The sequence below is a fragment of the Desulfosediminicola sp. genome (genome assembly GCF_048381775.1).
GTDB classification, from domain to species: domain Bacteria; phylum Desulfobacterota; class Desulfobulbia; order Desulfobulbales; family Desulfocapsaceae; genus Desulfopila; species Desulfopila ganghwensis.
This window is the reverse complement of the sequence record NZ_JBLXGE010000007.1, coordinates 97857-116047: the sequence shown is the minus strand read 5'-3', so window position 1 is coordinate 116047 and position 18191 is coordinate 97857. Positions and strand designations below refer to the sequence as shown.

At 50.2% G+C, this 18191-nt stretch carries 17 protein-coding genes; 16 read left to right on the top strand and 1 reads right to left on the bottom strand.

All coding sequences use genetic code 11. From position 1 onward, the window contains the following. Positions 1-140 precede the first annotated feature (140 nt). The 15 genes from ACN5NT_RS13170 (at position 141) to ACN5NT_RS13100 (ending at position 15450) form a co-directional block, all read left to right on the top strand. Entirely contained in the window at positions 141-818 is a 678-nt protein-coding gene (locus tag ACN5NT_RS13170; RefSeq protein ID WP_419175717.1) for an ABC transporter ATP-binding protein, read from the top strand. Further along, a complete protein-coding gene (locus ACN5NT_RS13165) occupies positions 815-3316 on the top strand; it encodes an ABC transporter permease (protein WP_419175716.1) in 2502 nt (833 codons plus the stop codon). The genes ACN5NT_RS13170 and ACN5NT_RS13165 overlap by 4 nt, the downstream gene beginning before the upstream one ends. Next, a complete protein-coding gene (locus ACN5NT_RS13160; RefSeq protein WP_419175715.1) occupies positions 3309-4052 on the top strand; it encodes an arylesterase in 744 nt (247 codons plus the stop codon). The genes ACN5NT_RS13165 and ACN5NT_RS13160 overlap by 8 nt, the downstream gene beginning before the upstream one ends. Positions 4053-4076: 24 nt before the next feature. After that, the gene (locus tag ACN5NT_RS13155) at positions 4077-5489 is read left to right on the top strand and encodes a sigma-54 interaction domain-containing protein (protein ID WP_419175714.1); all 1413 of its coding nucleotides are present in this window, start codon (positions 4077-4079) and stop codon (positions 5487-5489) included. Positions 5490-5688: 199 nt separating this feature from the next. Beyond that, on the top strand, positions 5689-6060 hold the full coding sequence (locus tag ACN5NT_RS13150; protein WP_419175713.1) for a NifB/NifX family molybdenum-iron cluster-binding protein: 372 nt from the start codon (positions 5689-5691) through the stop codon (positions 6058-6060). A gap of 79 nt (positions 6061-6139) precedes the next feature. Continuing rightward, a complete protein-coding gene (locus ACN5NT_RS13145) occupies positions 6140-6463 on the top strand; it encodes a DUF5320 domain-containing protein (RefSeq protein WP_419175712.1) in 324 nt (107 codons plus the stop codon). A gap of 3 nt (positions 6464-6466) precedes the next feature. Next, complete coding sequence (locus ACN5NT_RS13140; protein ID WP_419175711.1) at positions 6467-6883, top strand: response regulator transcription factor; 417 nt, start codon at positions 6467-6469, stop codon at positions 6881-6883. A gap of 32 nt (positions 6884-6915) precedes the next feature. Continuing rightward, positions 6916-7755, top strand: coding sequence for an ATP-binding protein (locus ACN5NT_RS13135; RefSeq protein ID WP_419175710.1), 840 nt, complete (start codon positions 6916-6918; stop codon positions 7753-7755). 16 nt (positions 7756-7771) lie between these two features. Continuing rightward, on the top strand, positions 7772-8677 hold the full coding sequence (locus ACN5NT_RS13130) for a 4Fe-4S binding protein (protein ID WP_419175709.1): 906 nt from the start codon (positions 7772-7774) through the stop codon (positions 8675-8677). Positions 8678-8711: 34 nt separating this feature from the next. Next, on the top strand, positions 8712-9095 hold the full coding sequence (locus tag ACN5NT_RS13125) for a NifB/NifX family molybdenum-iron cluster-binding protein (protein WP_419175708.1): 384 nt from the start codon (positions 8712-8714) through the stop codon (positions 9093-9095). A 74-nt stretch (positions 9096-9169) separates the two neighbouring features. Next, positions 9170-9532, top strand: a complete 363-nt coding sequence (locus tag ACN5NT_RS13120; RefSeq protein ID WP_419175707.1) for a NifB/NifX family molybdenum-iron cluster-binding protein — start codon at positions 9170-9172, stop codon at positions 9530-9532. Positions 9533-9874: 342 nt separating this feature from the next. Beyond that, positions 9875-10387: an iron-sulfur cluster assembly scaffold protein gene (locus ACN5NT_RS13115; RefSeq protein WP_136795630.1), complete on the top strand. Its 513-nt coding sequence runs from the start codon at positions 9875-9877 to the stop codon at positions 10385-10387. A gap of 397 nt (positions 10388-10784) precedes the next feature. Further along, positions 10785-12776, top strand: a complete 1992-nt coding sequence (locus ACN5NT_RS13110; protein WP_419175706.1) for a glycoside hydrolase family 15 protein — start codon at positions 10785-10787, stop codon at positions 12774-12776. Between the two features lie 404 nt (positions 12777-13180). Further along, complete coding sequence (locus ACN5NT_RS13105; RefSeq protein ID WP_419175705.1) at positions 13181-14710, top strand: pyridoxal phosphate-dependent decarboxylase family protein; 1530 nt, start codon at positions 13181-13183, stop codon at positions 14708-14710. Positions 14711-14901: 191 nt separating this feature from the next. Further along, positions 14902-15450 carry a DUF2058 domain-containing protein gene (locus ACN5NT_RS13100; RefSeq protein ID WP_419175704.1) on the top strand — a complete coding sequence of 183 codons (549 nt, stop codon included), beginning with the start codon at positions 14902-14904 and terminating at the stop codon, positions 15448-15450. Positions 15451-15526: 76 nt separating this feature from the next. Here the strand turns inward: ACN5NT_RS13100 and ACN5NT_RS13095 are convergent, their stop codons facing one another. After that, positions 15527-16165: a hypothetical protein gene (locus ACN5NT_RS13095; protein ID WP_419175703.1), complete on the bottom strand. Its 639-nt coding sequence runs from the start codon at positions 16163-16165 to the stop codon at positions 15527-15529. Between the two features lie 473 nt (positions 16166-16638). On the opposite strand from ACN5NT_RS13095, the gene ACN5NT_RS13090 reads away from it, so the two are divergent. Further along, a complete protein-coding gene (locus ACN5NT_RS13090) occupies positions 16639-18006 on the top strand; it encodes a DEAD/DEAH box helicase (protein ID WP_419175702.1) in 1368 nt (455 codons plus the stop codon). The last annotated feature ends 185 nt before the right edge of the window (positions 18007-18191 follow it).

Sequence of the window (18191 nt, the reverse complement as noted above, 5' to 3'; positions counted from 1 at the left end):
AACAGTGAACTCCGGAAATCTTTTACAAATCCCTGCAGATGATTATGGTTTTGCGGAAATGCTTTTGGCGCTGCCCCGGCCGGCTCCCGGCGGCGCTACAGGCAAAACTATAACCCGCCGGCGCCTTGATGGAAACGTCCATGAGAGAAGTGATTCTGGAAGCGAAGCATTTGTCCAAGCTATATATCATCGGTGACAGGCAGGAATCGGTTGTCGAAGATATTTCGCTGCAGGTTGGAGCTGGTGAATGCGTAGTCATTACCGGCAGCAGTGGGAGCGGTAAGACAACCCTGCTCAGCCTCCTTTCAGGCCTTGACCGGCCCAGCAGCGGGCAGATTGTGCTGGCGGGACGCGACATAACAGATTTAGGAGAGGATCAGCTGGCGCCGGTGCGCAACGAATTGACAGGTTTTGTCTTTCAGGCTTTTCATCTGATACCTTCCTTGAATGCCTTGGAAAATGTGATGTTCCCCGCCGAGCTGAAAGGTGATAGTGGTGCCGCCGAAAAGGCGGCGCAGCTGCTTGAGAGAGTCGGCCTCTGGGGACGCAGGCAGAATTTTCCCCAGCAACTGTCGGGTGGTGAAAAACAGAGGGTTGCCATCTGCCGGGCGCTGATCAATAATCCGAAAATTGTCTTTGCCGATGAACCTACCGGTAACCTTGACTCGGAAAATTCCCAGGCAATTATAGAACTGTTGATGGAGTTGCACCGGGAACATAGCACTACCCTCTTGATGGCAACGCACAGTCCTGAAGTGGCCCTGCGTGCTGATAGAAATATCAGGCTGCACGATGGGCGACTGGTGGTTGCGTCATGATTCATTTCAATTTTTTACTACGCGAATTGGTGCAGTCACGTAACCAGGCGGGAATTTTTACCCTTTGCGTAGCACTTTCAATCGCCACCATGGTGGGCCTCAATAGTTTCAAGCATGATGTGAACCAAACCATCACCGGAGATGCCAGGGCGTTACATGGTGGAGATATTATCCTCCATTCTCACTATGAGTTTTCACCGGGCCTGGTAGAGGCCGTGGCCCGGCAGGAGAGCAGTATTGCGGCCCAGACCCGTAGTTGGGAATTTTATTCGGTGGTGCGCAATCCGGTAACGGAAGCGACCCGTTTCAGCAATATTCTGGTTGTTGAGCCTGGATATCCGCTTTACGGTGAGGTCACACTGCAGTCAGGTAAAGAGCTTTCTGCACAATTGCAGCCGGGAACCACTGTGGTGGCACCGGAGCTCCTGGAGATACTTGGTCTGACTGTGGGGGCCTCCCTGCAGGTGGGGGACGAGTTGCTCAGGATAACCGATGTGGTGGTTCGCGAGTCGAGCAGGCCGATTGACGTGTTTAATTTCGGTCCCAGGGTGTTTGTGGCCGCGGCCGACCTGGAGCAGCTTGATCTGGTTAAACCGGGTAGTCGGGTGGAATATGAGTGGCTGTTGAAGGTAGCTGACCCGGCTCAGATGTCTGCGGTCGAGACTGCTCTTAGTGCCGGAGCTGTATCTGGACAGGAACGGGTTGCCACCTATCAGAATGCACGTTCCGGCTTGAAGCGTTTCTTTGACAATCTCCTGTTTTTCCTCTCTTTAATTTCAATTTTCACTCTGTTGCTGGCCGGCGTAGGCATGCAGAGTTCTCTTGCTGCTCTTCTTCGGGAAAAGGAAAAGAGTCTGGCCATCACTCGCGCCCTGGGGGCTACCCAGAAATTTTTATTAAGTCATTACCTGCTGTTGGTGTTGCTTTATGGTTCTGTTGGCAGCGTGCTTGGCATTCTTGCCGGTGTGGCCATAAAACACTCTTTCCCTGCGCTTTTTGCCGGTCTTATCCCGGCGGAAAATATCGGCGGCCTGGGAGTGCGGGAAGTGGTCAACGGCATGCTTCTCGGGTTGGCTGTGGTCTGTTTTTTTACCTTCCTGCCGCTCTATCGTTTGCGCGACGTGAAACCAAATGTGATTTTTCGTAGTGAGTCGGCAGAGTCAAGACGGGGGGCGGTGTTTTATTTCTTTGTCGTGATCGGACTTGCTCTGCTGGGTGCACTGGTTGTCGTGCAGTTGCAGGATATCAGGATTGGCGTCTATTTCATGGCCGGGATGATAGGCCTTATTGTGCTGGTTGCCCTGTTGGCAAGGCTGCTGCTTCTGATTGTGGCAAAACTGCCGATAAAAGGTCTGAAAGGAAGGCAGGCAGTGCGTTCTCTGCTTCGCCCGGGTAACTCTACCCGTTCAGTGGTGGTGACCCTGGCCTCTGCCATTTCAGTATTATTGGCTATCTTTCTGCTGGAGTACAACCTTCACCGAAATTATGTGGAGTCCTATCCCGAGGAGGCGCCAAATCTTTTTCTGGTGGATATTCAGCCCTCGCAAAGAGTCGACTTTGTTGAGTTGGTTGGCGATGACGTGCAACTCTATCCGATTATCCGGGCAAGATTGCGGGCCATAAATGGAGAGCCGGTCAAGCGTGGGGAACGACGCAGCCGGTTCAGCGACAGCTTAAGCCGTGAGTTCAATCTCACCTATCGTGATGCGTTACTGGAAGATGAGGTAGTGGAAAAGGGTGAAGCTTTATACAAGCTGGATGGGAAAGGTAATCCTTACTTGCAGGTCTCCATTCTTGATACGGTTGCTGAGATGGGCAGTATGAGGTTGGGCGATATGCTTGACTTTAATATCCAGGGTGTACCGATAAAAGCAGAGGTGACGAGCATACGCACCAGAACCAAGTCAATGCTGTTTCCGTTTTTCTATTTCGTCTTTCCAGAGCAGTACCTCAAGGAGGCGCCCCAGACACTCTTTGCCGCAATGCACGTGGAGGAGAGTGAGATCACCAGTTTTGAGGGGGAGGTGGTGTCGCGATTCCCTAATGTCTCTATTATCAACATGGCCAGAACTGCAGAAGAGCTGGGGGAGGTGATGGGGAAGTTGTCGGGGATAGTGAATTTCTTTGCTTTCTTTTCTATCTTTGCTGGAGCCTTGATTATTATCAGTTCAGTGCTTGCTACGCGCCTGGCGCGGACCCGGGAAGCTGTGTATTACAAGATCCTGGGTGGGGGATCAAAATTTGTTATCGCAGTTTTTTTCTATGAAAATTTACTGTTGGGTTTTTTGAGTGCCTGCCTTGGCGTTGCTTTGGCCCAGGCGGGGGGTTGGGCTCTATGTCATTATCTTTTTGATATCGGGTATGAGCCAAACTGGCCGGTGTCCCTGGCTTTGGTTGGTGTTACCCTGATGATGGTGGTCGGAGTGGGAATGTTCAGCTCGATCTCCATCATCCGTCAGAAGCCTGGAATTTTTTTACGGGAGCAATCCGTTGAGTGATACAATCATTTTTTTAAGAAAATATGTACCGGTACTGGCCAGCAGTTTGCTGGTTGCATTCCTGCTCGCGGGTTGTGAGCGGGAAGCGGAAGAAGTTGAACAGGTCGAAGAAGAAACGTATATCGGCACGATCGTTGCGGTGGGTGACAGTCTCACCGCAGGATACGGTCTTGATGAGGGTGACGCGTATCCTGCTCAACTCCAGCAAAAGCTGCTGGAGGATGGTAGAAAATATGAGGTGATTAATGCCGGAGTGAGCGGGGAGACCACCAGTGGAACTCTTTCCCGCCTGAATTGGATTCTTACCCAGCAGCCGGATATCGTAATCCTTGAAACAGGTGCAAACGACGGGCTTCGCGGCCTTGAATTATCGGTACCACGTGAAAATATTTCAAAAATACTCCAGAAACTGGAGGACCAAGGTGTTGTTACCGTACTTACGGGAATGAACATGGTCTGGAATCTCGGGCCGCAGTATACCTCTGAATTCAACGCCATCTATCCTGCTCTGGCGAAAGATTATGACGTGGTTTTCATGCCGTTTTTCTTGCAGGGAGTTGCGGCGGTAGCGGAACTGAATGAGGAAGATGGAATCCATCCAAATGCAAAAGGATACGCGGTGGTAGTGGAAAATCTTTATCCGTATGTTATTGAAGCAATACAGGTGTTGGAAAAAAGGCGGCAGGAGACACAACCGGGGGAACCGGAGCAGGCCGAGGTCGTCTCCCCCGAGTAATGGCAGCTATAGGCACAATGAACTATGACGGTTGATAATAATTTCAGTGATTCAGCGCAGAAGGTGATTCTGGAGAGCATCTCTGACGGAGTGTTCACTGTGGATCACAACTGGCGGATTATGTCCTTTAACCGGGCGGCTGAAGAGATCACCGGTATCTCCCGGCAGGAGGCCATAGGCCGCTATTGCTGGGAAGTGTTCAGGGCCAATATGTGCGAGAGCAACTGTGCCCTGAAGCGCACCATGCAGGAAGGGAAGTCGTTTATCAGCTCATCAACCTACATCATTAATGGCCGGGAAGAACGGGTACCCATAACGGTTTCGACAGCCCAGCTGGTTAATGCGATGGGAGAAATCCTGGGTGGCGTGGAGACCTTTCGGGATCATAGCCTGGTTGAGGAATTGCGCCGTGAGCTGAGTGGTCAATATCAGATGGGTGATATGGTCAGTCGCTCCCAGGCGATGAACAAGATTTTTACTATTTTGCCTCAATTGGCTGAAAGTGACAGCACTGTTCTCATCCAGGGGGAGACCGGTACAGGTAAGGAGCTGCTGGCCCGGGCTATTCATTCGCTTTCAAAGAGAAAAGAGAACTCCTTTATTGCTATAAATTGCGGGGCGTTGCCGGATAATCTGCTTGAATCCGAGTTGTTCGGCTACAAGGCCGGTGCTTTTACCGGGGCGGAGAAAGACAAACCCGGGCTTTTTGCCGCAGCAGAGTCAGGTACTATTCTTCTTGATGAAATAGGAGATACCAGCGCCGCGTTTCAGGTGCGCCTGTTACGGGTACTTGAAGAACGTGAATTCCAGCCCCTTGGCGGGGTGGAAACAGTGCCGACATCTGTGCGGGTTATTGCTGCCACAAACCGGGATCTGGAGGATATGATCGACACCGGCGACTTCAGACGGGATCTTTACTATCGTATCAACATTCTTCGCCTTCGGTTGCCGCCCTTGCGGGAAAGGCTTGAAGACGTCCCACTGCTCATAGAACGTTTTATTGAACGAATGAAGTTGCGTAGTGGTCTTGAGATACGAGGTGTGACGCCGGAGGCGATGACCCTGCTCTTGAACCATGATTATCCAGGTAATATCAGGGAACTGGAAAATATTATTGAACACTGTTTTGTGCTCTGTCGTAGTGGTGAAATCAGCCCGGATCATCTGCCGCCGTACTTGCGAAAGCCAGCTGAGCATGTCCAAAAACAGAGTTGTCAACAGCCCGGACTCCGGAAAGCCTCTTTGAGTGAAACTGTGAACAGCACCGAGGAGGAGGCCATTCTGGCTGCGCTTGAGCGCAATTCTATGAATAGAACCAAGGCTGCCGCTGAACTTGGCATGCACAAATCCACCCTCTATCGCAAGATACGTAAGTTGAATCTTGCCCTTCCTGAACAAGATGGCCGAACAGGTCACTCTCTCGTATCGTCGCAATAGTGCGACTATCTGCTTGAATATGCGACGGTGTTCTGTCGCATTTATGCGTCTGTAGACTGATTCTACCAGAAAAAATTGCTACTCTCATCTCTGGATTAATTCACTGGAAACAATGTCTTACGTTGTTTTTGTGTGCATATGTCAGATTATGGAATGGTCTTTGCTACATACAGAGTGAAGACCAAGAGGAGGGATTGAGATGAAAGTTGCCGTAACCGTTTGGGGAAAACGCATATCACCTGTATTTGATGCAGCGAGCACTTTGCTGATCGTGGAGGTGGATAATGGCGTTCAGCGGGGTGGGACTTTTTTGAAGTGTATTTGTGAAAACACTGCGGGAGTCATCAGAACTTTGCGGGCTGCAGATATAGAGGTGCTCATAACCGGAGCAATTTGCCGTGAAGCGGCTGATAGCCTGGAGGCTGCAGGGGTCAGGCTGATCCCTTTTGTTGCCGGCAGAGTGGATTATGTTCTTGCAGATTTTCTGGAAGGTAAATCATTAACCGGTTGCAGGATGCCGGGGTGGTGTGGCGGGCGCAATGGTCGCAACAGGAAATGCCGGGGCCGGTGATTTGAGTCCTAAAGTAAATCGCAGGTCAGGTCAGGTTTGAGATCATTGAGATCAGTGAACTGGAACAGGAGGTAGCGAAATGCCGGGATTTGATAAATCAGGACCACAGGGAATGGGGCCAGCGACTGGCGGTGGCCGTGGAAAGTGTCGAAGAGACGTTGATGGGCAAGCAGTGGAGACCGGTAGGATGTCGGGCCGGGGTGGCAGAAGCGGTGGAGCAGGCAGGCAAGGTAGAGGCCGGGGAATGTGGTGCGCGATGGGAGAAATGGCGAATGCCTTTATGGGACGTGGCACCGGGAGAGGCTTTGGCAGGCGATTTATGGTGAATCAACCTCCTGAGCAAGCAGAGAGAGATATTGCCGGGGAGCAGCCAGAGCAAAATTATCAGAAGGGTAAGGAGTAAGGGATGGGCAAGAGATATACCTCCATTCACGACAATGATCCACTCAGGGTCGTGCTGGCGAGCAGGCTGAGTGACCGGATGGCTGATTTTAAAAAAGGACTTGCCGCACATGCGGAGGTGGAGATTTTTCAGGCCGATTCCGGAGAGGAAGCATTGCAGTTTCTGGCCGATCAGCGCATTGACCTGATTGCTATTGATCAGGCTGTGACAGATATGGGTGGCCTGGAAGTTGCTAAAACAGTTGCTCAGTTCCACCCCTTTGTCTCAAGCGTGCTGGTAAGTGATGCCTCTGAAGCAGACTTCCATGAGCAGACGGAGGGGTTGGGAGTCTTGATGCGTCTGCCTGAGGCACCCGATGAGAGTGTTGCACTGAAGGTGCTGCAGCATATGGAAAAGGCTTTTGCGGCCAAAGTTTGTTGAAGTCGGAATTGGTCTACCATCGAGGGAGAGAAATGATAATCAGCGTAGCCAGCGGAAAAGGTGGGACAGGCAAGACCACCTTCGCGACGAATCTCGCAACTGCACTAGGCTCTTCGGCCCAGTTACTTGATTGCGACGTCGAAGAGCCCAATGCTCATCTGTTTTTAAATCCGAAGATTGACGAATCGGAGACGATCTACACTTTTGTGCCTGAAATTGACGGTGAACGTTGTTCAGGTTGCCGGAAATGTGCAGATATCTGCAGGTATTCAGCGATCACAGTAGTTGGCGGCAAGGTCCTGGTATTTCCTGCACTCTGTCATGGCTGTGGGGGGTGTCTGGAAGTTTGTGAAGACGGCGCGGTCATGGAGGGGAAAAGGGAGATAGGCGTTCTTGAGGCTGGGCAAAGTAAAGAGGCCGGCTTTATTCATGGTCGTTTGCGAATCGGCGAGGCTATGGCACCGCCGTTGATCAGGGCAGTAAGGCTGAAAGCAGATGAGAGCATAGATAACATAATAGATGCTCCCCCGGGGACCTCCTGCCCGGTTCTTGCCTCAATGCGCGGAGCCGATTTCGTGGTTCTGGTGACAGAGCCGACACCATTTGGCCTGCATGATCTGAAGCTTGCTGTGGAGGCGGTGAAAGTGCTTGGGATTCAGTGTGGGCTTGTTATCAACCGTGCCGATTTGGGCGACGACAAGGTGCAGGAATATGCCCGGCGTGAAGGATTACCGATACTGCTCGAGATTCCTTTTGACCGGAAGATTGCCGAAGCGTATTCGCGAGGACAGATGCTGGTGGATATGGACGGTGGGTGGAAGGATGTATTCATCGGTGTCCGCGACAGGATAGAAATACTTGCCGCATGCTGAGTGCAAGGGGAACACAATGAGAGAAATCGTGGTGATCAGCGGCAAGGGCGGTACGGGCAAGACGAGTTTGACCGCAGCATTTGCCATGCTGGCTGAGAAAAACGTTGTTTGTGACGCAGATGTGGATGCGGCCGACCTGCATCTGCTTTTAACACCTCAAATCAAACAAAAAACGGATTTCATGGGAGGAGGCTGCGCCGAGATAGAGAAGGCACGCTGCAGTGAATGTGGCAGATGTCTTGAACTCTGTAAATTTGACGCGATCTCAGAAGATTTTGTTGTTGATCCGATTGGTTGCGAAGGATGCGGAGTTTGTGTGGATCTTTGTCCTGAGCAGGCCATTGACTTCCCTATCCAGAAATGTGGGGAGTGGTTTGTTTCTTCAACCCGCGCTGGTGCAATGGTACACGCCCAACTAGGCATAGGAGAAGAGAATTCAGGAAAGCTGGTAAGCCTGGTCCGGAAAGAGGCGAGGGAACTCGCCAGCCGCAAAAGGATTGAGCTGATTATTACTGACGGCCCGCCAGGGATCGGTTGTCCGGTCATAGCCTCCCTGAGTGGGGCGACCCTGCTGGTGGTGGTGGTTGAGCCGACCATGTCTGGTTTGCACGATATGAACAGGGTGATAGATCTAGCCGCGCATTTCAGGGTGCCGGGGATGGTGCTGATCAATAAACATGATCTGAATAGCGAAGTTGCATCAATCATAGAGGAACGTGCAACTGAACGCAATATGGCAGTGCTTGGTCGGATACCATTCGATCCGGACTTTGTTCATGCCATGGTCGCAGGCCAGAATGTCGTCGAATACGCCCCGGAAGGCGAGACAGCCGAACTTGTCCGGGAGGCATGGGAAAAGATTATTGGGTCCCCCGCCATGAATGTGGCTGGTATCAGGGATTTTGCTGCGGTGGTCAAATAACGACCGAAATCATTATGACAGGAGAATGTAACACATGTCACGAGTAAGAATTGCAATACCGTCAGAGGGTGAAGGTGGTCTGGATGGAGTGAGGGCCGGACATTTTGGGCATTGTGATGTTTTTACCTTTGTCGATCTGGTGAATGGTGAGATTGATTCGGTCTCAACCGTTGAGAATGTGTCCCATGTTCAGGGCGGATGTATGGTACCTGTGAATTTGCTGGCAAGTCATAACGTTGATGTCCTTATCGTCGGTGGCATTGGGATGCGTCCACTGATGGGGTTTCGCCAGGTTGGTATCGATGTCTATCACGAAGGGGAAACTCGCGAGATCCGTCCTGTGGTAAACAATATGATCGCGGGAAATATCCCAATGATTCAGGAAAATCAGGTATGTGGCGGCGGTGGCGGCCAGTAAGTACTTCATGGGGCGGCAAACGCCCCATGCAACCTGATTGGAGAGCTGGAATAGAAAATATTGAGGACAAGACAATGAAGATTGCTGTTACGGCGCAGGGACCGGGATTGGAAGATCTCGTTGATCCAAGGTTTGGCAGGGCAGCGTATATCCTTATCATCGACCAGCAGACCCGGGAAGTGGTTGAAGCTGTCGATAATATAAAAAATATACAAGCATTTAAGGGTGCCGGCATACAGGCGGCGACCATGGTGAGTGATAAGGGCGCGAAGGTGCTGCTCACAGGCTATTGCGGGCCCAATGCTTTCACAACCCTAAAGGCGGCAGGTGTTCAGGTCGTCAATGATGTAACAGGAACAGTGGCGGAAGCTTTGGCAACATTTGCACGTGGTGATGTGCAGTACAGTGAACAGCCGAACACGGATGGACATTGGTAGTCATTTTCAGATTGTGCTGCGAGTTGGTTGTAATAGAGAGGAACGGGCAGGCGGCAATTTGTAACGGATTGAGATGAAATGAGGTGAAATGTACAGGCGTTGTGCATGAAGTAAGGGAAAAGTGAGTATCGTCCGTTATTCTGCTTTCGCTATGATTGTTCATGAAGAAAATATATGGAATACATGAATATTTTTCATGATCAATATTGGCAAAAAGGTGTAGTGGTTGCAGGATGTCTATGAAATTGTGATGGTTATCCCGGAAAAATAATTTCACTTCTATCTTGGATTACGGAATGTTTTTGCGATATACTGCCGTGAAACCAGATTGAAGGGGGCCTAATGGACGACGTACAATTGCTGCTGGAACGCATACAAAAAAATGTTGTGGCCGAAGCGGAACAGAAGTTTGCTGATGAAACTTTTCAGCATTTGCGTTTTTCTCTGCGCAAAGGACGGATGCGAGGCGCCGATGCTGCCGCTTGTGTAACCAAGAGTAGTGGTGAGGCGATGGAGATATATCTGAAGTTTGATAGGAACAGGGTGCAATCTGCTTCGTATCTCACCGATGGAGATAGTACAGCTTCGATGTGCGGATCATGTGTTACTGAGATGGCGATTGGCAAAACTGTTCGCGAGATGATGAATCTCAGGGTCTCTGATGTTATTAAACGAATAGCTAGAAATGGCTCCGGGGTAGAGCAGAGTGCTCTGCTTGCCATTGAGGGTCTGCACAAGGCTCTGGAGAATTATCGTTACATAAAGGGAGATAAACCGCCTGTACCGATAAAAAAGAGTAAACCACAGTTCATCGCTGTAGGTCGCAGTACAACTCACTCACAGTATCCCCATTAGTAGTACAGAAGAGAACCAAGCACACAGGTCAGGTCAGGCCTGTTCGTAACCCCGTATCGGTCAAATAGACTTGATACGGGGTTTTTTTTCTGCATTCGTACCCCCTTCCTGCTTGCCAATTATATTCCCATCCAGTCCCAGGGGATCATAGGAACAGTATATTTTGTTATTCCCCTTGAATTTTCCCTGTCCAGTTGGTGTAACAGAATAAGTGGGATAAAAGTTCTGCAGATAATGGTCTCTGAGTTCTTTGAACGAAGCCATCTCTTTTCAATACCTTGAATAGCATGGGTTAGCGAGCATTGCGGGACTCCCGAAGATTGCAGAATCCGTTGGATAGACGTGTCATTCCACATTGTCCGGGCCTGATTGCTAAGCCTTGCAGAGAGGTGTCGATATGCCAAGAAATATTCCTGTTGGAAATGGCTCTTTGTTAGTGAATTTTGACGAAAGTTACCAGTTGAGGGATATCTACTGGCCCCATGTGGGGCAGCAGAATCACACAACTGGGGGGATCTGTCGTTTTGGTGTGTGGGTGAATGACCGATTCAAGTGGCTTGGAGATGATGGCTGGAGGCGCAAACTTACCTACCAGGAAGACACACTGGTAACAGAGGTGACGCTTGAGCATTCAGAATTACCCGTGGTTCTGCGCTGCCGGGACTGTGTTGATTTCCATCGTGATGTGTACCTTCGAATAGTTGAAGTTGAAAACCGGAGTGATACCGAACAGGAGGTGCGCCTGTTCTGGTGTATGGATCTTTCCATTAATGGGCATAGCGTCGGTGATTCAGCCTATTTTGAGCCTGAGCGACGCTGCCTTTTCCATTATAAGGAAAAGAGCTGGTTCAGCGTGCATGTGGCGAGGATGGTAGATGATGAACTGGCGTGCGGAGCTGACCAGTGGGCGGTTGGTGTCAAGAATACCAGGGGTAAGGAAGGGACCTGGCGGGATGCTGAGGACGGCGAACTTTCCGGGCATGGCGTAGCGCAGGGGTCGGTGGACTCCACCATCGGGCTGCATTTAAAGATTGCACCGGGCCAGCGTGAAACAGGGATGCACTGGTTTACGGTGGGGGTGAATTTTCAGGAAGTGTGTGAACTGAGCGATATGGTCTGTTCAAAAAGGCCGGAATTGTTAATGGAGAGAACGAAGTATTACTGGAAGTTGTGGGCGAATAAGGAGGCCCATCATTTTGCCTGTATTTCGGAGAAGCTTTGTAGACTGTATCGGCGCAGTTTATTGATATTACGCACCCAGATAGATAACCGGGGAGCGATCCTGGCGGCAAATGACTTTGATATCGCTGCTTTCAACCGGGACACCTATTCGTATATGTGGCCAAGAGATGGAGCGCTGGTTGCAGCAGGTCTCATTGACAGTGGCTATTCGGAGGTCAGCAGACGCTTTTTCGATTTTTGCCACCGGGTGATTACCAATGAGGGGTTCATGCTGCACAAGTACAACCCGGATGGCTCCCTCGCCTCAAGCTGGCATGGCTGGTTGGTTGACGGCGAGCAGGAGCTGCCTGTGCAGGAAGATGAGACAGCGCTGGTGATCTGGGCATTATGGAAACATTTCAAGAAGTTTAGAGATATTGAATTTGTGAAAAAACACTATCGTGGCCTGGTGATCAGGGCAGCTAACTGGCTGATGGAATACCGCTGTCCTGATACCTTGCTGCCCCTCGCCTCGTGGGATTTATGGGAGGAGCGTCATGGTGTACATGGCTGGACTGTGGGGGCAGTCTGGGGTGGGCTGCAGGGTGCGGCCAACTTTGCTGAAGCCTTCGGCGAAACGGTATTGGCCGCGAGGTATCGCGAGGTGGCGGCAAGGATGAAAAAAGCTGTGGTTAAGCATCTCTGGCTGGATGATGAAAAGCGTTTCTGTCGAAGCTGTGACAAGGGGATTGGACGCAAATATAGAAAAGATCGGGTGATGGACTCGTCTATCATAGGCTTATGGTATTTTGGTATGTTTGACCCGGATGACGCAAAAATTGTTGCAACTATGGAAGCCCTTAAAGACAAGCTCTGGGTCAAAACCAGTGTTGGCGGCATGGCCCGCTATGAAAGCGACTATTACCACCAGGTGAGCAGTGACTTGGCCAATGTACCGGGTAATCCCTGGTTTATATGTACTCTGTGGCTTGCCCAGTGGCAGATCGCCACGGCAAAAGTTTCAGCCGATCTTGACCAGTCGCTGACATTGATTGAGTGGTGTGCGGATCGGGCACTTGAGAGTGGGGTGATGGCTGAACAGGTCGACCCCTACACGAATGTGCCGATTTCGGTCAGCCCGCTGACCTGGAGTCATGCGACCTTAGTGATGACCATTAATGAATTTCTGAAAAAAGAGACCGAACTCGCTTCGCGATCGAACAGGTAAGAAAACCCAGTGAAATAGATCATCAAGATTTTCTTGCTAATGTACAGAAACTTCACTTTAAATAAGACTTTTGGTGGAAGAAGAAAAACGGAACTGCCAGAGGAGAACAACATCGGTTGGTGAACGCGTAAAAAATGTATAGTATAGGGATGGTAACTTATAAACTAAAGGCTTCGATGGGGTGAGCAGGGCTGTCCCCGCAAAACAACAATATTCAGGCTTTGGGGTCGAATTGCATTACTGGCACAACGCTTGGATGGTTGTCTGAACTGTTCTTCCGTAACAGTTGAAAATAATAACGAAAATGAAATAATCCTTGTCAAAGTAGTGACATTCCATTATTCCTCCCATTGTTCCCATGGGAAACATCTGGTAATTTTCACAGCTCTCCACAGGTAGATTTAATGAACGAAAACGAAGTGCTCCAACGGATTTTTGCCGTTTTAGAGCAATATTTTGCCACCAGAAATGAAGGTGTATTTGTCAAATACACTTCTCCTGCCGATCTGCAAAAACTTCTCGCCCTCGATGAACCGGGCAGCGAAGGCGATTGGGACAGGACTTTCAAATGGATTGAGCAATATCTCGAGTACGGCGTCAAAACTTCACACCCCTCTTTTATGAATCGGATGTGGGCGGGTGCCAATATGCCTTCCATGATGGCGGAAATGGTTACCGCACTGTCGAACACCTCCGCCTGCACGTATGAGTCGGCACCGGTTTCAACTCTTTTCGAGCGACATATGATTCAGGAGATGCTCGATCTGGTCGGCTTTGTTGATGGTGAAGGGCAAATGACCACCGGTTCGAGCAATGCCAACATGATCGCCATGATGTGTGCGAGGAATATAGCCGCGCAGCAGGTGAAGCAGCAGGGCCTGTTTGGCCAGCGGGAGCTTTTTGGTTTTGTCAACGGCGAAGCACATTATTCAATGGATAAGGCTTCCAATATTCTTGGCATTGGCTCTGATCATCTTATCAAAGTTGAGGTGAACGAGCGTGGCGAGATGATAGCAGAAAAGCTGGAAGCTGAGATAGAAAAAGTCGTTCGCGGAGGTGGAGTGCCGTTTTTTGTTGCAGCCACCGCTGGTACAACCGTTCGTGGTGCTTACGACCCAATTGAGCCGATACTCGCACTGCGTGACAGATATAAATTCTGGTTGCATGTGGATGGAGCCTGGGGCGGGGCAGCGGTGATGAGTGACAGGTTGCGCGGGAAATACCTGCCGCGACTTGCAGAAGCGAACTCTTTTACTTGTGATTTTCATAAAATGCTCGGTTCATCGCTGATGTGTAATATCCTGCTTATAAATCGAAGTGAGCATATTTTTGGCAAAGTGCTTGCCGCAGGTGACGGCAGTTATCTGTTCCGTGATACTGATGATACTGAAGTTGATGACCTTGGTAATGTTTCGCTGCAGTGTGGACGTAGGGTCGATAGCCTGAAATGGTTCCTGGACTGGAAATATTACGGGAAGTCGGGATTTGCAGAGCGCATAGAAAAGTATCTTGAGCTTTGTGAATATGCGGAACAACGGGTTCAGGCGATACCTGAATTGGAACTGGTGTCGGAGAGAACTTCGTTCAACATCTGCTTTCGGTTTAAAGCTCCTGAAAACTGCAGCAGGGAGCAGGTAAACAGGCTGACCGAGGAAATTCGCACCAGAATCTATAAAAAAGGTGCCGCTCTGGTGGGCCTTGCATATATTAAAGAACATCTGGCCATGAGGTTGCTTGTCACCAACACCAACATAGGCATCGCCGAAATCGATTCCTTTCTGGCGGAGGTGGTCGCAACCGGTAAAGATGTGCTGGCTTTCGAGCGCGGCCGAACAAAGGTTGTACGGGCCTTTCCTGCCGGGCATGTGGCGGAACGGGGTGATACTGCCAGCCAGGCACAGAGCGAATACCGCAAGGTAGGTTCAGGAAATTGATTTGATCCACTACGATGATGGCCGGATCTTTTGCAAAAAACTGAATGACAGCGTAATATAGAGAGCTTGGCAGTTGATCTTGTATATATGAAGGGTTAGTTCTTCTTAAAATCGTGGTTGGCAAACTTGATGAACGCGCTGGATAATGCGTGTTGCAGTATGCCGTGAAGTTAACAGGAGATTACGTAACGATGGGCAGTTCGTTTCAGGATCAGCTTTTGAAGCTGGGATTGGTCGACAAGAAACAGGTCGAAAAGACCAAGAAGAAGCAGCACAAGAGTCGCAAAACAAAGATTGCGAAAAACGTGCAGCCGAAGGTGGATGAGAATAAACTCCTCGCCGAACAGGCACTGGCCAAGAAGAAAGAGCGGGCGAGACAGCTGAATCAGGAGCGTGAGGAGAAGCTCAAAAAGCGCGAAGAGGCGGCGCGCATCAGGCAGTTGATTGAGAGCAGCCGTCTGCCGAAACAAGAGGACGGCGTTGCCTATCGCTTCGTTGACCGAAAGAAAGTGTTTCGGATTTTCATCAGCCAGGAGCTTGTCGACAGCCTCAGTCGGGGCGGTGTCGGCATTGTCCGGCTTGGCGACCAGTACGAGGTGTGTCCAGCCAAGGCGGTGCAAAAGATAGCCGAGTTGGACACGAGTGTTGTGGTAATGATGAATAAGCCGGCGCCAAAAGGTGAAACGGAAGAAGATGATCCGTATGCCGGTTATGAAGTGCCGGATGATTTGATGTGGTAATCATCGAAACAGTTAAACAAAAAGGCTGGACTTCATGAGAAGTCCAGCCTTTTTGTTTTTGCTGGAGTGGTCGCATTCAGCTGCCGCTGCTGCTGGCTGTTATCCTGGGTTTCAGGGAGAGTTGCAGTCGTTGGGGATAGGCTTGAATGTCGGCTATCCAGGTGTCGATTGTTACAGTTTTGGTACCGGCTCTGGTCACGATCGGGTCGAGATCTCTCATGGAGATGGGAAATTCCTGGCCGTTAAAGAGGGCAAGCAGGGTCTGGCCGATATCCCCTCCGGCCGCGTCCTGTTTGTTATTGATTTCATCCACCACCGGAGTCACGTAAAGAGTTTGGCTTTCCGGATCGAAACGTAATCTGGCCTTGGCTGTGAAATCCAGCTCTATGGTCCCTACATTGAGACTTATACTGTTCCCGGCAAGTTCTGTGAGCACCTTGAGCTGATCTCCGATAAGATGGAGGCGACAGCGAAGATGCTGATCCAGCAGCTGGACATCACTCACCTTTTTGATAATGATCTTTCCCTTCAGAGAGCTTGAATCAGCTGGGAATTCCATTGGCAGCAATTTGGTGAGAGTCTCGGCCAGCACCTTTTCCGGCAGGTTCAGGGTGATCTCATCATCGGCGGCAGATGCGGTTGTGCAGGTTATTGCCATAGAGATGAGCACGGCGGTGAGAAACAGAATCGCTTTGGGCATTATTTTTGTGTACATGGGTAATTGAGTCTGGTGAAGATTGATTGGGAGACCGAACGCTGCAGTCAAGTATTATCGATTACAGGATAAATGCAAGCTGTAACCTCACAAAAACAGGGTGATACCAGCTGCGTGAACCTGGGTCGATAACTATTCAGGTTATTGCGACAAGATAGCGGATATAACAAAAGGCAGGTATAATAGATCATCTGATCAGCATATTGATCCAACGGACCCTGTCTATATGCCTGCCGCCTGATATCTGACTCCTAAGCAGTTATTGCTGAGCGGGATGGCTATCAGAAGTGCAATGAAAAGAGCCTTATACAACGTTGGTACCTGGAACTGTAGATTTTAGCAATATATTGGTTTGAACTTGAACCTGAAAAGAAAGATAAGGTGTTCAGGCTGATCTACAATCGTTTTTTTTCCTTTGTTACTATTCGGATTTGATCGATCTTATCGTAATTTAACCTGTTTATATCTCACGCATGTCTGCAACCTTACCAACACTCAACGTTACATCGGATTGCCTGCTCACCGGGATTGATGGTGCGCTCGAAGCAGAACTGAAAAATCGGTTGACCATAGACAACCCCAAATATCAGGCGGCGAAGAAGTACGGACGCTGGATTGGCAAATCGCTCAAGCCCAAGCTCACCTATTATACCGAGGTGCCCGGGGAGAATGGCTTGCGGTTTCCAAGGGGATTTTCCAATCAGGCCGTGATTCTTTGCCGTGAGATTACCGGCCAGTCTCCAGAAATTCTAGATAACAGAAGATTGTTGCCTGAGGTCGATTTTGAATTTTCCGGGAAGCTGAGGGGCTATCAGCATGAAGCTTTGGAGCAGGTATCCGGTCGCTCGTTCGGAGTGTTGGAAGCCGGTACCGGCAGTGGCAAGACAGTCATGGCTTTGGCGGCAATCGCTGCCAGAAAACAACCCACTCTGGTAATTGTCCACACAAAAGAGTTGCTCTATCAGTGGCGGGATCGGGCAGAAGAGTTTCTTGGGGTTAAAGCGGGTCTGATCGGGGATGGAAAGTTTACCCTGTCACCGCTCACCATAGCCATTGTCAACACGGCCAGGAAAAGGGCGGAGGAGTTGATTGAACATTTCGGCCATCTGGTGGTGGATGAATGCCACCGGGTTCCGGCTGCTCTTTTTACCGATGTGGTTTCAAAGTTTGACTGTCACTATCTGCTCGGCTTGTCGGCCACCGCGTTCCGCAATGATGATGGCTTGACCAGGCTCATTTACTATTTTATGGGCGATCGTATTCACAAGGTTGATCAGGGAGAGTTGCAGGCAACAGGTGCCATTGTCAGGCCGCAAATTATTCGCAGAGTGACAGACTTCAATTATGGTTATCGTGGTGACTACCAGGCGCTGATCAAAGCACTTGTGCTGCATCAGGGCCGCAATATGCAGATTACCGAGGATATCCATAAGGTTGTACAGGAACAGGAGCCAGGCACGGTGCTGGTCGTTTCAGACCGGGTCAGCCATTGCGAACTCTTTGCCAGGCTGCTTGGTGAGCGGGGAGTGGGGGTAGAGCTGCTGACAGGTCAGATCGGGCCTGAGCGCAGGGCTGAGATAGTAGCAGCGGTGCAAAGAGGAGAGGTGCAGGTGCTTGTGGCGACCCTGCAACTCATCTCCGAAGGTTTTGACTGCCCGGGCTTGTCGACTCTTTTCCTGACCACTCCTATAACCTTCGAAGGCAGATTGCTGCAGGTGATCGGGCGGATTATGCGTCCCGCAGCCAACAAGCAGGCGAGGGTATTCGATTATGTGGACGAGGCGGTTTCAACCCTGAACCGTTCGGCAAATATCCGCAGAGCTGTTTTTCAGAATATGTGAAAAAAATGACCGCATAAAGGTCCGTCTGTGCGGAATAGTTTGCGTCCCGGTCTCAAATCGGGTATGTTCTGCATCTTTTTGCAATGTGCATAAAGTATTTTTTGCGCACAAAGCTGCCAACACAATCACTCCCGTTGCTTTTTTATTTTCAACTGCATGTGCAGTGCATATTGTTACCGGGTCCC